We start from the raw sequence: 13,645 nt of genomic DNA on the forward strand, positions 1-13,645 counted from the left end.
GACGGTCAGCGGCGCGCGCCTAAGCTTTCGACGCGGTTGCGCGACCATGTCAGCAGGACATGGTCGGCAAGCAGACCGATGAAGGCGACGGCGAAGCCCAGAACCAGCCCCTTGCCCACATCGGCCGAGGACAGGGCACGCTGCATTTCCTGCCCGAGGTCCTGCGTTCCGATGAAGGCCGCGATGATGACCATGAACAGCGAGAACATGATCGACTGGTTCGCCCCGACCAGCAGCGTCGGAACCGCCAAGGGCAGTTTGACCTGCCAGAGCATCTGGCGCGGATTGGCCCCCGACATGAGCGCGGCCTCGACCAGCTCGGGCGGGACCGAGCGCAGCCCCTCGACCGTGTAGCGCAGGATCGGCACCGTGGCGAAAACCACGACCGCAGCGATCACGGCCACGTCGTTGACGCCGAACAGCATGATGACGGGGATCAGGTAGATGAAGCTGGGGAAGGTCTGGAGCGTGTCGCAGACCAGCAGCATCCGCGCGGCGCGTTTGGGGCGGGCTGCGGCGATCAGGCCAAGTGGCAGCCCGATCAGCAGGGCAAGCGTCACCGAGACCGTGACCATGTAGACGGTGATCATGGCGCGGTCCCACCAGCCCGACAGCGCGATGGGCAAGGCAAAGGCCAGACAGACCAGCGCCGAACGCCGGCCCCCCACCCGCCAGCCGATGCCCGCGACAAAGACCAGAACGGCGCTGGCGGGCAGCCACAGGAACGCATCGCGCAGCGGGATCAGCACCCATGTTATCAGGAACCAGCGCAGCCAGTCGGCCAGCGGTGCCACCACCGTCAGCAGCACATCGACACCCGCATCGACAGGCCCCGCAAGGCTGAGGGCCTGCTTGCGCTCGACCTCGGTGAAATAGGGGTGCAGTGCCGACAGGGCAAAGCCGATCGCGGTCAGCGCGAGCCATGCCAGCAGATGCGGATGGCGCTGGCGAAAGGTGGCGCCGGCGGCGTGGTGGACCGGCTGGCGGTGCGCCGCCGCCTTGGACATGCGGTCGAGCAGGATCGCCAGAAGGACGATGGTCGTCCCGATTTCGAAGGACAGGCCGATCTTGAGGGCCTGCAACAGTTGCAGAAGCTTTTGCCCCAGCCCCGGCATTCCGATGAACGAGGCCAGAACCACCATGGCAAGGCTTTGCATAATGACCTGGTTGACCCCGATCAGAATCTCGGTCCGCGCGGCGGGCAGGCGCACGCGGGTCATCAACTGCCAGCGCGTGGCCCCCGACATCTTGCCGCTTTCGATGATCTCGGGCGGAACGGCGCGCAGGCCGAGCAGCGTCAGGCGGATCATCGGCGGGACCGAGAAGATGATGGTGACGATGGCACCGGCTTTCGGACCGATGCCGATGAAAACCACGACCGGAATCATATAGGCGAAATGCGGCAGTGACTGCGCGATGTTCAAAAGCGGGTTCAGCACGCGCTCGGCGACCGAAAAGCGCCATGCGAGCGTGCCGAGCGCCAGCCCCAGAAGCACCGAAAGCGGGGCCGCCACCACGATGACGGACAGGGTTTCCATCGCCCATTGCCATTGGCCCATGACGGCGATCCAGACAAAGGTGCCTCCGGCGAACGCGGCAAGGCGGCGCCCGCCCAGGGCATGGCCCAGCGTCGCGGCGGTCGCCGCGATCACCACCCACGGGATCGGGCCAAGGCGGGGCCAACGCGCCTTGCCGTAAAGCAGGTTGGCCGTGACATCGAGCCCGAATTCGACGAGGTCGGAAAAGGCGCGGGTCAGCGCCATCAGGCCAAGGTCGTCGCGGGCAAAGGCGAAGGCCGCGTTGATCCATGCGGCAAAGGGAATGACCAGCGCCTCGGGCGGGCGCAGCAAGGCTTCGGGCAGGATGTTGCGACCCGTGGCCAAAAGGGCGGCCAGCAGCAAAAGCGCCTGCGCGGTGCGGCGGCGGTCGAAACTGGCCGGGGCGGGCGAGAGTGCGGCTGCGGTCATGCCGCGGTCTCCGGAAGGTCGGGGCCAAGAAGGATGTCGAGCGCCTCGGCGCGGTCCATCAACCCGACCGAACCGTCGGCCGCGCGGACCGGGATGAAGTCGCGCGGGTCGCAGGCGATGATCCGCGCGATCTGGTGCAGGGTGGCATTTGCCGCAAGGGCATCGCCCTCGACGCTGCGCCCGTTCACGGGGCGCGACAGCGCCCCCGCCCGCACCACGCGCGACCGGTCAACCGCCGATGTGAATTTGGCGACATAGGGGGTAGCGGGGGCCATCACGATCCGTTCGGGCGTGTCGCATTGTTCGACCATGCCGTCCTTCATGATGGCGATGCGGTCGGCCAGACGGATCGCCTCGTCGAAGTCATGGGTGATGAAAACGATGGTCTTGGCGACCATTGCCTTGAGCCGCAGGAATTCGTCCTGCATCTCGCGCCGGATCAGCGGGTCGAGCGCCGAGAAGGGTTCGTCCAGAAACCAGATGTCGGGCTCTACCGCCAGCGAGCGCGCGATGCCGACGCGCTGTTGCTGCCCGCCCGAGAGTTCGCGCGGGAAATAGCCCTCGCGCCCCTTGAGGCCGACGAGGGACAGCATCTCGGTCGCGCGGGCGATGCGCGACGCGCGGTCCTGTCCGCGCATTTCCAGCGGAAAGGCCACGTTCTCAAGCGCGGTGCGGTGGGGCAACAGGCCGAAGGACTGGAACACCATGCCCATCTTGCGGCGGCGCAGGTCGATCAGTTGCGCTTCGGTCATCGCGCCGAGATCGCGGCCCTCGACCATCACGGCGCCGCTTGTCGCGTCGATCAGGCGGGCAAGGCAGCGCACCAGCGTCGACTTGCCCGAACCCGACAGGCCCATGACCACCAGCATCTCGCCGCGCTTGATGGACAGGGATACGTTGCGCACCGCGGCGATGTGGCCGCCGGCCTGCAAGTCCTGCGTGGTCGTCCGTTCGTTCAGTTCGGGCATCTGGCCCGGTCCGAACACCTTCCAGAGGTTATGGCAGGAAATGACGCTGTCCGTATCGGTCAAGGCGGGGCTCCGTTGGAAAAACCACCCGGCGCGAACCGGGTGGACAGTCGGGGACGGGCCGCCCGACGGGCGACCCGGGGTTCGTTCGGTCAGGGGTCACTCGACCCAGGTTTTCCAGACGGCCTCGTTGTCGGCCAGCCACTTGGCCGCGGCATCCTCGGGCTCCATGCCGTCGACATCGACGAGCTTGGCCATTTCCGCGATCTGCGGGTTGGTGAAGCTTACCTTTTGCAAGGTGGCATAGGCTTTGGGCCATTTTTCGGCCATGCCGTCCCATGCGGCGATCTTCAGGTAGCCGTTGGCGGGGTTGCCGCAATCATAGGTCTTGTCCGGAACCGGACCGACGGCGGGGTCCTTGTCGCAGCCTTCTTCCCATGCGGGGAATTCCACGAATTCGCCCGGCCAGACGGCTTCGGCAAAGTTCGGGGTCCAGTTGAACACCACGATCGGCGTCTTGGTCTTTTCCGCTGCGGCGATTTCGGCCCAAAGTGCCGCCGCCGACCCTGCGTTGACCACGACGAAGTTCATGCCCAGCGCATCGACCTTTTCCTGGTCATGCTTGAGCCAGTCCACCGGACCGCCAAGGAAACGGCCCTTGTCGCCGGTTTCCGGAGTTGCGAATTTGGCGGCGCAATCGTTCAGCGCCTTCCAGTCGGGCAGGCCGGGGCAGGCCTCTTTGGTCCATGACGGATACCACCAGTCCTCGCGGGTGATGGCGTTGTGGGTGGCGACATCGACGATCCCGCCCTTTTCGACGGCGGCGCGGAAAGATGCGCCGAATGCGCCTTCCCAGACTTCCAGTTCCAGCGTGGCATCGCCCAGACGCACAGCTTCATAGACGGCCTGACTGTCGGTCGAGACGTATTCGACGGCAAGCCCTTCGGATTCGAACATCTGGCCGACGACATTGCTCATGACGATCTGGCTGGACCAGTTGTGGATGGGAATGGTGATCGGGTCGGTCGAATCCTCGGCTTGGGCCATTCCCGCGCCGAGCGCGAAAGAAGCGGCGGTAAGAAGCAGGCGCGTCTGTCTTTGCATGGTTTTCGATCCCTGTTGTGCCGCGCCCTGTGAAGCGCGTGCTTTTTTCACGGAAAGTCACAACCTTTCCTGAGAGAAAACTTAGGCAGCAGTTGTGAACGCGTCAGACCCCGTAGATGAATGGCTTGGAGAAAGATGTGACAGGATGTTAACAAGATCCGGCCGTCAGTTCGGTGAAAGTGCGCCCATGACCATCAGACCGGCCCATATCGTGGTGATCGAGGACGAGCCGGTGACGCGCACCGCCTTGGCCGGATACCTCGAATCCTTCGGCTACCGCGTGACCGAATGCGCCAGCGCCGAAAGCGCCGAGCGGGTGCTGGCACTGGAAAACCCCGACCTTTTGATCGTCGACATCAACCTGACCGGCAAGGACGGGCTGGAGATCACCCGCGAACAGCGGGCGCGGTCGGAAATCGGGATCATCCTTTTGTCGGGACGCACCGATGACGTCGACCGGATCGTGGGGCTGGAGCTGGGGGCCGACGACTACGTCTGCAAGCCCTTCAACCGGCGCGAATTGCTGGCGCGGATCAAGAACCTGTTGCGGCGCACGGCGGCGATGCGGCAACTCGCCCGGCGGGTGGTGCATTTCGCGGGCTACACCTTCGACACGGCGGCGCGCCACATCACCGATGCCGAAGGCGCGACGATCCAGCTGACGCGCGGCGAATACGAATTGCTGCGGGCCTTTGTGCTGAATCCGGGTGTGGTGATGGACCGCGACCGCCTGCTTGCCACGATCACCCACCGTCAGAACGGCACCAACACGCGCACCGTGGATGTGATGGTCAAGCGGCTGCGCGCAAAGCTGGGCGACGACCCCAAGGTGCCGCGCATCTTCGGCACCTCGCATGGCGAAGGCTATGTGTTCACTGCGCCGCTTGGCTAGGCGCGTCCGACAGCGACCGGAGCGCCGCGCGCAACTCGGCCTCGGCCGCCGTGGCAAGCCGTGACAGCGTGGCAAGGCCGGCTGCCGAAGGTGCCGCGCCGCGCGACAGCCCGTCGAGATGCCCGACCAGTTCGGGCAGGTCGAAGTTGCCCGCCGCCCCCTTCAACTGGTGCGCCCGCCGCGCCATCGCGGGCAGGTCGCCCGCACGGGCCGCCGCAATCACCGCTTCGGTTTCGGCAGGCAGGCGGTCGAGCATGAGGACCAGCAGGTCACGGGTGCGGCCATGACCAAGGTCTTGCAGCGTGGTGCGCACCGCCGCCGCGACATGCGGGGGGCAATGCCGTTCGAGACTGGCCTTCAGCTCTTCGGGCGTGATCGGCTTTGCGACGACCTCGCGCATTCCGGCGGCAAGGCAGGCGGCCACATCCTCGGGCTGGACATGGGCCGAACAGCCGATCACCGGCAGATGCGCAGCCTGCGGTGAACCCGGCAGGGCGCGGATGCGGCGGGTGGCTTCGATCCCCGATATGCCGGGCAGGCTGACATCCATCAGAACCGCATCGAAGGCTTCGGCCGCGACCAGCGCCACGGCCTCTTCGCCCGTGGGAACCGTTTTCCAGCGATGCCCCAGCGCGTCGAGATAGGCCTCGACGACGCTGCGGTTGACGGGATGGTCCTCGACCACCAGCACGCGCAGGCCGCGCAGGGCGGGAAGCGGGGCGGCATCGGTGCCCCCCTCGTCCTGCGCGGAGAGGGCAAAGGGCAAGGTCAGGGTAAAGACCGCCCCCTGCCCCGGCACCGATTGCGCCGTCAGCGTGCCGCCCATCACCTCGGCCAGGCGGCGCGAGATGGTCAGGCCCAGACCCGTGCCGCCATAGGTGCGGGCGGTCTGGGTGGTTTCCTGCTGGAAGGGGGCAAAGACCCGTTCCAGCGCATCGGGGGCGATGCCGCGTCCCGTATCCTCGACCGCAAAGGCATAGCGGCGCGGCCCTTCGCCCGACACATCGGTCACCCGCAACGTGATGCTGCCGCTGTCGGTGAATTTCGCGGCATTCGAGATGAGGTTGAAGAGGATCTGGCGCAGCTTGTCCATATCGCCCAGAAGCGGCTGTTGCGGCGTTTCGGGCAGGACGACCCGCAGGGCCAGCCCCTTTTCCTCGGCCACCGGAGCCATCAGCAAGGCGATGTCGCGGATCGCACTGTCAAGCCGGAAGGGCACGGCCTCGAGGCTGGCATTGCCGCTGTCGAGTTTCGAATAGTCGAGAATGCTGTTCAGGATGCCCATGAGCCCCTTGCCCGACCCGAGCGCCGCGTTCAGCCGCGCGCCCTGCGCTTCGGTCAGGCCGTCGCGGGCAAGGCTGCGCAACATGCCCAGCACGCCGTTCATCGCGGTGCGGATCTCGTGGCTCATCATCGCAAGGAATTCGGACTTGGCGCGATCTGCCGCTTCGGCGCGGTCGCGGGCGGCATCATGGGCGGCCACCTCGCCGCGCAACTGTTCGGTCTGTTCGGCGACAAGGCGTTGCAGGTCGCTGCGATGGGCCTGCAATTCGGTCAGGTAGCGTTCGCGTTCGGCTTCGTATTCGCGGTTGGTGATGGCCTCGCGGCGGAACACCTCGACCGCGCCTTCCATGCGGGCGATTTCGTCATCGCCCTTGGGCACGACCGCCGCGCCAAGGTTGCCGGTCGCAAGCCGTGTCATCGTCGCGGAAAGCGCGTTCAGACGGCGGATCAGGTTGCCGCGCACATAGAACCACAGCACGGCAAGCGACAGCACGAGCGCCAGCACCGACGAGGCCGCGTAAAGCTGTTGCGTGGCGCGGATGGCCTGTTCGGCGGCGCGTCCGGCATCGACGGCGCGGTCCTCGATCTCGTCGGCAAGGGCGGCGGCGCTTTGCTCGAGCCCGAGGGCTGCCACCCGCACATCGGTTTCCGCATCGGCGATGCGGGCGGTCAGATCGAGGTTGCGGGCCGTCAGTTCGAAAAGGCCGCTCACCTCGGGCGGGCTGGCGCCGCCGGAATTGACCACGCGCAACAGTTCGAGCGCCCGGTCGGCGCGGCGCGGATCGTTGACCGAGAGGATGCGGCGGGTCACGACGCGCACCCTTTCGTCAAGCTCGGCCCGCAATGCGCCAAGGTCGGTCTGGGCCTTTGCCGCGACGATGCGGTTCAAGAGCAGCCCGATTTCCGAGGCATGGGCGCGCAGTTCGAACATCAGGCCAAGCTGGAACAGATCGACCTCGATCAGCCGGTCCAGCGCATCGAAGCGCGCCTGACGGTCGCCGGGGGATTCGGTTTCGAGATCGTAGAGGTTCGAGATCACCGCCGAGGTGCCCATCTCAGCATTGGCCACCAAGGTATCCGCGATGCCGGTCAGTTCGACCGTCGCGTCGAGGCCCCGTTGCAAGGTGGCATCGCGCTGCGCCGTGACGCGGATGCGCTGGCGCACCAGCGCGTCGAGCGAGGTGATCGCCTTGCGCATGCGGGCTTCGGCGGCAAGCGCCTCGGCCGGGGCGGCATTGGCTGGGGCGGCGCTGCGCGGCGTGCTTGCAAGGCGGTCGTGCAGGGCGTCGACCTGACGGAACAGATAGGCCGCGCGTTCGACCCGCTGGTCCTCGTCGGTCACGGCGGCAAGTTCGGGGGCTACGGCGACGACGCGGCTGGTCTCCTCGGCCACGCCGCGCACTTGCGAAATGGCGGGGATGGCTTCGGTCACCACGCGCGACTGGTTGCGCGCGACATCCTGCAATTCGAACCAGCCAAGGATACCGGTCGCCGCCGGAAACCCCGCGATCACAAGGATGGCAAGCATGAGCCTGCCACCGAGACTCGACTTGTGGACGAAGTTTCGCAAAGCTTGCTCCTGCATGCGGAGGACCGCAGGGACAGGCTAACATCGAAAGCGGGGCATGTGGGAAGCGAGTTGACGGTGATGCGGAGGCTGGCTGCGGTGCTGGTGCTTATGCCGGTGCTGGTGCTTATGCCGGTGCGGATTCTGGGCGGACCGGCGGCGGCACAGGAGGTCTGGCCCCTGCAAGAGCGGGCGGTGGCCTTTGACGATACGAGCGCGGGTGTTCCCGTCGATTACGTCCCGCTGGCCCGCGCAAGCCGCCCGTGGCGGCTGTGCGTGCTTTATCCGCATCTCAAGGACGCCTACTGGCTGAGCGTGAATTACGGAATGGTGGTCGAGGCGCGCAAGCTAGGCGTGGCCTTCGACGTGTTCGAGGCGGGCGGCTATCCCAACCTGTCGCGCCAGATCGAGCAGTTGCAGGGCTGCGCGTCGGATGCCTTTGATGCCGTGATCCTCGGGGCGGTGTCCTATGACGGGCTGACGCCGACGGTGGCGGCCATCGCCGCGAAGAAGCCGGTGATCGCCTCGGTCAACGACATCGACGATACCGGCATCACCGCCAAGGCCAGCGTGCCGTGGCGCGAGATGGGGGCCGCCGCCGGGCGGGTGATCTCGGCCCGCCACCCCAAGGGCAGCACGCCCGTGCGGATCGCATGGTTTCCGGGCCCGAAGGGCGCGGGCTGGGTGCGGTTCGTCGAAGAGGGATTCCGCGCCGAAATCGCGCAAAGCTCGGCCCAGATCGTGGCCACGCGCTTCGGGGACACGGGGCTGGAACAGCAGGTGCTGCTGGTCGAGGATGTCTTGGACGAGGTTCCGCAGATCGACTATCTGGTCGGCAGCGGCCCGATGGCGGAAGCGGCCGTGTCGATCCTGCGCGCGCGGGGTCTGTCGGACAGCGTGCAGGTCGTCTCGACCTATATGAGCCATGCGGTCTATCGCGGCATCAAGCGGGGACGCATCCTTGCGGCGCCGACCGATTTCGCGGCCTTGCAGGGAAAACTGTCGGTCGAAATGGCGGTGCGCGCGCTGGAAGGCAGCCTGACGGTGCGCCATGCGGGTCCGGCCATCGTGGTGGTCGATGCGGCGACGATCGACCGGATCGGGGCCGAAGGCTCGCTTGCCCCCGCAAGTTTCGCGCCCATCTTCTCGCAGCCCGCGGGCAGGTAGGCCCGCAGGCCGCCGTTCCTGCGCCCGCCCGCAGACCAGCCCGCGCGCGCGCCTAGCCTGCCGTGCCGATCCATGCCGGAGGCGCTATCGCCGCCTGCCCCGTGCAGGCCGCGTCGGCGCACATCGCAAGATTGCCGAAACGCACCTCGCGCTGGCACAGGCCGGGCGCGTAATGGGCATATTTGCCCGAGTTCGTCATCAGCACCCGTGCCTCGGGCGGAAAGACCGGTTCGGAAATCGAACACCAGCACAGGTCGGGCACCAGCCGCACCCCTGCCCCGGTCAGACGCTGCGCGGTTCCGTCGGCCCCGATGGCGGCCAGCGTCTCGCGGCCCAGCGTGATGATCGTGGCCACGCCCGGCTTTGGATGGCGACCGGCAAGTGCGGCATCGAAGGCGCGGCATTCCTCGGCCGAGAAATGCGGGCTGCCCAGCGCGACAAGGTCGACCGCAGCCGGAGCGGCGTTGAACATGGCCCAAAGGCGGCGGAAGTCGTCGGGGCCGATCCTGACGGTCGTGGCACCGGCGGCCACGGGCAGATCGGATTCGGGCGTGATCCCCGCGACATGCAGCATGGGCGAGGCCGAGGTCGTTCCGAAGGCAGCACAAAGCGCCTTGAGGTCGTCATCCGAGGGGGTCGCGCCTTCGAGCCCGCGGATCAGGGGAATGCAGTCGGGCGCGGCCTGACCTGCCAGCCAGCCCAGCATCGGCCAGAAGGCATCGTCGGCACCGGCAGGACAGGCCACCTCGACGATCCGCTGCGGCGCGCGGTTTTCGGCCAGATAGACGCCCGAACGCGGCGCGCGGCCGGTCAGGGCGATGCAAAGGTCAAGAAAGTCGGGCAGTTTGACGGTGCGCGCCCCCAGAATGCTGTTGGCATAGATCACGGCGTTCGATTCAGCCCAGGCGATATCCTCGCCCTTGGCGGGCCTGTCGGCAAAGAGATAGGGCGCGCAGGTGAAGCTGGGTCTTGCACCCATCTCGACATAGGCATCGGCAAGCTTGCTGGCGGGGTCACCGAAATCTTCGGCCACGCCCTGGCTGCGCCAGTTGGCGTGATCGACGGATATGGCGTTCATCGTGGTGGGCACCTTCACCCTTGCGCCCATGTCGGCCATGCGCCGTGCAAAGGTCAGGAAGGCGGGGCTGGCATAGATGCAGCCGTCGATATGCACGCGGGTCACATCGGTCAGCCGGGTCGCACCCTGTGCCGCCGCCATCGTGCAGATCGTCTCCATCGCCAGTTTCGGCGCGGCACCCGACTGCCCTTGCAGAACGGCGCGGTCGGCTTCGGACAGTTCGAGCGCATCGGCAGAGACAGGATCAAGCACGATGCGCGTTTCGCCCGCCGTCAGCACCCCGTCGGTGATGCTGACCGTTGCGGCCCGCCCGACGGCCGCGAATTCCGCCGCATCCAGACGCACCACGGCAACATGGTTGCCGAACATGCGGTCCGCGATGACCGCCCCGAGGGTCAGGATATCCTCGTTCTCGCGGAAGATCAGCGCGGCCGGTGCGTTTCCGGCGAAGGTCAGCCCCAACAGCACGCCGCTTCCCGTGCAGGACCCGCGGCTGGTCGGCATCAGCACGACGCGCCCGCCCAAAGCCTCGCCCTGCTGGGGGTGGTGGGCATCGACGATCACGCCGGAGCGCGCATCGACCCCGCCCCAGAAACTCAACCCCTCGGTGCAAACAAGAACCGGCCCCCCGACATTTGCCGGAACGATGAGTTTTCCCACCTTGATCTCCCTGAAACAACATCCGTTGCGGAACCCTGAAGAGTTGCGCCGTTACCCCGTTTTCCCGCAAAGCTGCTAAAACATCTGTCGTTGCGTGGGGCGATGCCTTATGCATAGTGTAGCAGATGTGGTAATAAAAGAAAAAACTGTGAACGATGTGAAAATCGAGGGTTGGTCAATGGACCAAGAAAGTACCGGGCAAGACACTGTAGAAGATGCGAATTGGGCCGAAGAGCGCGAGAAACTGCGCGCCGACCTTGGCCAGCGGATGAAAGCCCTGCGGCAGGATTGCGGACTGACCCTCGAAGGCGCGGCGATACGGACCGGCCTTGCCCTTTCGACCATCCACAAGATCGAAAACGGCCGCGTCTCTCCCAGTTACGAAAATCTGGTGCGGGTGGCGCGTGGCTATGGCGTGGGGATCGAGCGTCTGCTTTCGGCCGAGGATGGCACCAACACCGCCAAGACCCGCATGACCGTGACGCGCGCGGGCACCGGCGGCAAGGTGCGCACCGCGTCTTATGAATACGAGGTGCTTTGCACCGCACTGTCGGAAAAGAAGATCATTCCGCTTGTCGCCACGATCGACCGGCGCGGCAAACTCGGCCCCAAGGATCTTGGCGCCCATGACGGCGAGGAATGCATCTACGTTCTGTCCGGCCGCGTCGAATTGCAGGTCGAGCATTACGCGCCGGTCGAATTGGGCGTTGGCGATTGCGCCTATTACGACAGCACCCTGAAACACGCGATCCGCGCGCTGGACGACACCGAGACCCGGATTTTCTGGACCTCGACCGACGACGCCTTTACCAGATGAACACGAAGTAGAATGACCCAAGCCAGAACCATCTCGATCGCCGACCTTGAAACCAAGGTCACGGGTATCTTTGCACAGGCAGGCATCCGCCCCGAAACCGCACAGGCCATGTCGCGCGTGATCGTCGCGGGCGAGCGGGACAATTGCAAATCGCACGGCATCTACCGGATCGAGGGCTGTCTGCGCGTGCTCAAGGCGGGCAAGGTCGTTCCCGACGCCGTTCCGCGCCTGCTTGAAGGTGCGGGTCCGATCCTGCAGATCGACGCGGCAGGCGGCTTTGCCTGCCCCGCCTTCGAGGAGGCCAAGACCGCCCTTGTCGACCGCACGCGGAGCTTCGGCCTTGCCGCCCTTGTGATCCGCGATTGCCTGCATTTCTCGGCGCTCTGGTACGAGGTCGAGGAACTGGCGCGCGAGGGGCTGGCCGCGCTGTCGATGTGCCCGAGCTATTCCTCGGTCGCGCCAAGCGGCGGGGCCGCGCCACTTCTGGGCACCAACCCCTTTGCCTTTGCCTATCCGCGCAAGGGGCCGCATCCCTATGTCTTCGACTTTGCCACCAGCGTCGTCGCGCGGGGCGAGATCGAGTTGCACCGCCGCGCTGGCAAGCCCATTCCCGAAGGCTGGGCCATCGATGCATCGGGCAAGCCGACGACCGACGCGGCCGAGGCGCTCGGGGGGGCGATGCTGCCCTTCGGCGGGCACAAGGGTTCGGCCATCTCGACGATGATCGAGCTGATGGCGGGCGCGATGCTTGGCGAATTCATGAGCGCGGAAGCCTATGCCTTCATGGGCGGCACAAATCTTTTGCCGCGCCACGGGGCGCTGATCCTTGCCTTCGATCCGGCACGCTTTGCGGCGCAGACCGGCCGCGACCCCATCGCCGAAGGCGAGCGCCTGTTCACGGCCATCGCGGACCAAGGCGCGCGCCTGCCGTCACAACGGCGCTTTGCCGCGCGCGCGCGGGCCGAGGCCGAAGGCATCGCGCTGACCGAGGCCGAATTCCGCCAGCTCGACCGGCTTGCCGAGCTTGGCCTTGCGGCGGTCGATGCCTGAAACGGAAACACCCGCCACGTCAGGGCGCGGCGGGGTTCCAGAAAGGGCCGGTCACAGGTCGGCGGGCCATGTGTCGGACAGGCGGTATCCGCTTTGGAACGGGTCCGAGGGGTCGACCATCAACTGGTGCGTCCCGATCACCCAGGCCCGGCCGGAAATCACCGGGCTGATGCCCGCGGTTCCGTTGATGTCCACCTTTGCGTCGATGTGGCAGTGGAACTCGGTGTCGATGATCGACTTGCCGATGAAGCGGTCGCCCAGCGCCATCTGACCCCGCGCGAACAGAACCGCCATCCGCGCCGAACAGCCCGTGCCGGTGGGCGAGCGGTCGATCTTGCCCGGACGGATCGCCACGGCGTTCTTGCCGACCAGAACCCCGTCCTGCCGTGTCACCGGATCGGTGAACTGGCAAAAGGAAATATGGTTCCAGTCGTTTGCGGGGTGGCGGAAGCCAAGCTGTTCGTTCGCGGCCTTGGTGATCTTCATTCCGGTCATGGCGATGTCGCGGGCATTGCGCGGCGTGATCTCGAGGCCGACCGAGGCCGCATCGACCAGCACGAAGCTGTCACCGCCATAGGCGGTATCGACCGTCAGCGTGCCGATCCCCTCGACCTCGATCTTTGCGTCAAGATGGCCCACGAAGGACGGCACGTTGCGCACGCTGATCCGCTCGGCCTTGCCGTTGCGGCATTCGGCCTGAACCTCGATCACGCCGCCGGGCGCTTCGAGGACCATCCGCGTGACCGGTTCCTGCATCGGGATGATGCCCGTATCCAGAAGCACCGTGGCCACGCAGATGGAATTGGAGCCGGACATGGGCGGCGTGTCCGCCGGTTCCATGATGATCCAGCCCATCTGCGCCCGCGGGTCCTTGGGCGGCACAAGCAGGTTCACATGCCGGAACACCCCGCCGCGCGGTTCGTTCAGCACAAAGTTCCGCAGGCCCTCGTCGCGCGCGATCCAGCGCGACTGTTCCCAGACGGTCGCGCCCGGCGGGGGCAGCACGCCCCCCACGATCACATCGCCCACCTCGCCTTCGGCATGGCAGGACACGACATGCACAACCCTGGTCGTCCGCATGGTCCTGCCGC

The 13,645-nt window shown here is 66.3% G+C and carries 10 protein-coding genes; 4 read left to right on the forward strand and 6 right to left on the reverse strand.

Annotated elements, in window-relative coordinates; translation table 11 throughout:
* Window positions 1-5: 5 nt before the first annotated feature.
* The 3 genes from H7F16_RS03495 to H7F16_RS03505 form a co-directional block, all read right to left on the reverse strand.
* Window positions 6-1,967, reverse strand: coding sequence for an ABC transporter permease (locus H7F16_RS03495; RefSeq protein ID WP_185796143.1), 1,962 nt, complete (start codon window positions 1,965-1,967; stop codon window positions 6-8).
* Window positions 1,964-2,998 carry a quaternary amine ABC transporter ATP-binding protein gene (locus H7F16_RS03500; protein WP_241741164.1) on the reverse strand — a complete coding sequence of 345 codons (1,035 nt, stop codon included), beginning with the start codon at window positions 2,996-2,998 and terminating at the stop codon, window positions 1,964-1,966. The genes H7F16_RS03495 and H7F16_RS03500 overlap by 4 nt, the downstream gene beginning before the upstream one ends.
* 96 nt (window positions 2,999-3,094) lie before the next feature.
* Window positions 3,095-4,039 carry an ABC transporter substrate-binding protein gene (locus tag H7F16_RS03505; protein WP_185796144.1) on the reverse strand — a complete coding sequence of 315 codons (945 nt, stop codon included), beginning with the start codon at window positions 4,037-4,039 and terminating at the stop codon, window positions 3,095-3,097.
* Between the two features lie 187 nt (window positions 4,040-4,226).
* Here H7F16_RS03505 and H7F16_RS03510 point away from each other — a divergent pair, with 187 nt between their 5' ends.
* Window positions 4,227-4,931 carry a response regulator gene (locus H7F16_RS03510; RefSeq protein WP_185796145.1) on the forward strand — a complete coding sequence of 235 codons (705 nt, stop codon included), beginning with the start codon at window positions 4,227-4,229 and terminating at the stop codon, window positions 4,929-4,931.
* Here H7F16_RS03510 and H7F16_RS03515 read toward each other — a convergent pair.
* The gene (locus H7F16_RS03515) at window positions 4,912-7,800 is read right to left on the reverse strand and encodes an ATP-binding protein (protein WP_185796146.1); all 2,889 of its coding nucleotides are present in this window, start codon (window positions 7,798-7,800) and stop codon (window positions 4,912-4,914) included. The genes H7F16_RS03510 and H7F16_RS03515 overlap by 20 nt on opposite strands.
* Between H7F16_RS03515 and torT the strand changes: the two genes are divergently transcribed.
* Window positions 7,789-8,949, forward strand: coding sequence for a TMAO reductase system periplasmic protein TorT (gene torT / locus H7F16_RS03520; protein ID WP_241741167.1), 1,161 nt, complete (start codon window positions 7,789-7,791; stop codon window positions 8,947-8,949). The two genes, H7F16_RS03515 and torT, sit on opposite strands and share 12 nt — an antisense overlap.
* 52 nt (window positions 8,950-9,001) lie before the next feature.
* Here the strand turns inward: torT and lhpI are convergent, their stop codons facing one another.
* Complete coding sequence (gene lhpI, locus H7F16_RS03525; protein ID WP_185796147.1) at window positions 9,002-10,687, reverse strand: cis-3-hydroxy-L-proline dehydratase; 1,686 nt, start codon at window positions 10,685-10,687, stop codon at window positions 9,002-9,004.
* Between the two features lie 178 nt (window positions 10,688-10,865).
* Here lhpI and H7F16_RS03530 point away from each other — a divergent pair, with 178 nt between their 5' ends.
* Together H7F16_RS03530 and H7F16_RS03535 are read left to right on the forward strand one after the other, a co-directional pair.
* Window positions 10,866-11,504, forward strand: coding sequence for a helix-turn-helix domain-containing protein (locus H7F16_RS03530; RefSeq protein WP_185796148.1), 639 nt, complete (start codon window positions 10,866-10,868; stop codon window positions 11,502-11,504).
* Between the two features lie 12 nt (window positions 11,505-11,516).
* Entirely contained in the window at window positions 11,517-12,554 is a 1,038-nt protein-coding gene (locus H7F16_RS03535; protein WP_185796149.1) for an Ldh family oxidoreductase, read from the forward strand.
* A gap of 51 nt (window positions 12,555-12,605) precedes the next feature.
* On the opposite strand, the gene H7F16_RS03540 is transcribed toward H7F16_RS03535, so the two are convergent.
* Entirely contained in the window at window positions 12,606-13,634 is a 1,029-nt protein-coding gene (locus H7F16_RS03540; protein WP_185796150.1) for a trans-3-hydroxy-L-proline dehydratase, read from the reverse strand.
* Window positions 13,635-13,645: the final 11 nt, after the last annotated feature.

The sequence above is a fragment of the Paragemmobacter straminiformis genome (assembly GCF_014243445.1).
Taxonomy (GTDB): Bacteria; Pseudomonadota; Alphaproteobacteria; order Rhodobacterales; family Rhodobacteraceae; genus Paragemmobacter; species Paragemmobacter straminiformis.

Bases quoted from the DNA above. Each gene is read 5' to 3' on its own strand.
- H7F16_RS03495 (WP_185796143.1), bottom strand. From the start codon at position 1,967: ATGACCGCAGCCGCACTCTCGCCCGCCCCGGCCAGTTTCGACCGCCGC.
- H7F16_RS03505 (WP_185796144.1), bottom strand. From the start codon at position 4,039: ATGCAAAGACAGACGCGCCTGCTTCTTACCGCCGCTTCTTTCGCGCTC.
- H7F16_RS03510 (WP_185796145.1), top strand. From the start codon at position 4,227: ATGACCATCAGACCGGCCCATATCGTGGTGATCGAGGACGAGCCGGTG.
- H7F16_RS03515 (WP_185796146.1), bottom strand. From the start codon at position 7,800: ATGCAGGAGCAAGCTTTGCGAAACTTCGTCCACAAGTCGAGTCTCGGT.
- H7F16_RS03530 (WP_185796148.1), top strand. From the start codon at position 10,866: ATGGACCAAGAAAGTACCGGGCAAGACACTGTAGAAGATGCGAATTGG.
- H7F16_RS03535 (WP_185796149.1), top strand. From the start codon at position 11,517: ATGACCCAAGCCAGAACCATCTCGATCGCCGACCTTGAAACCAAGGTC.
- H7F16_RS03540 (WP_185796150.1), bottom strand. From the start codon at position 13,634: ATGCGGACGACCAGGGTTGTGCATGTCGTGTCCTGCCATGCCGAAGGC.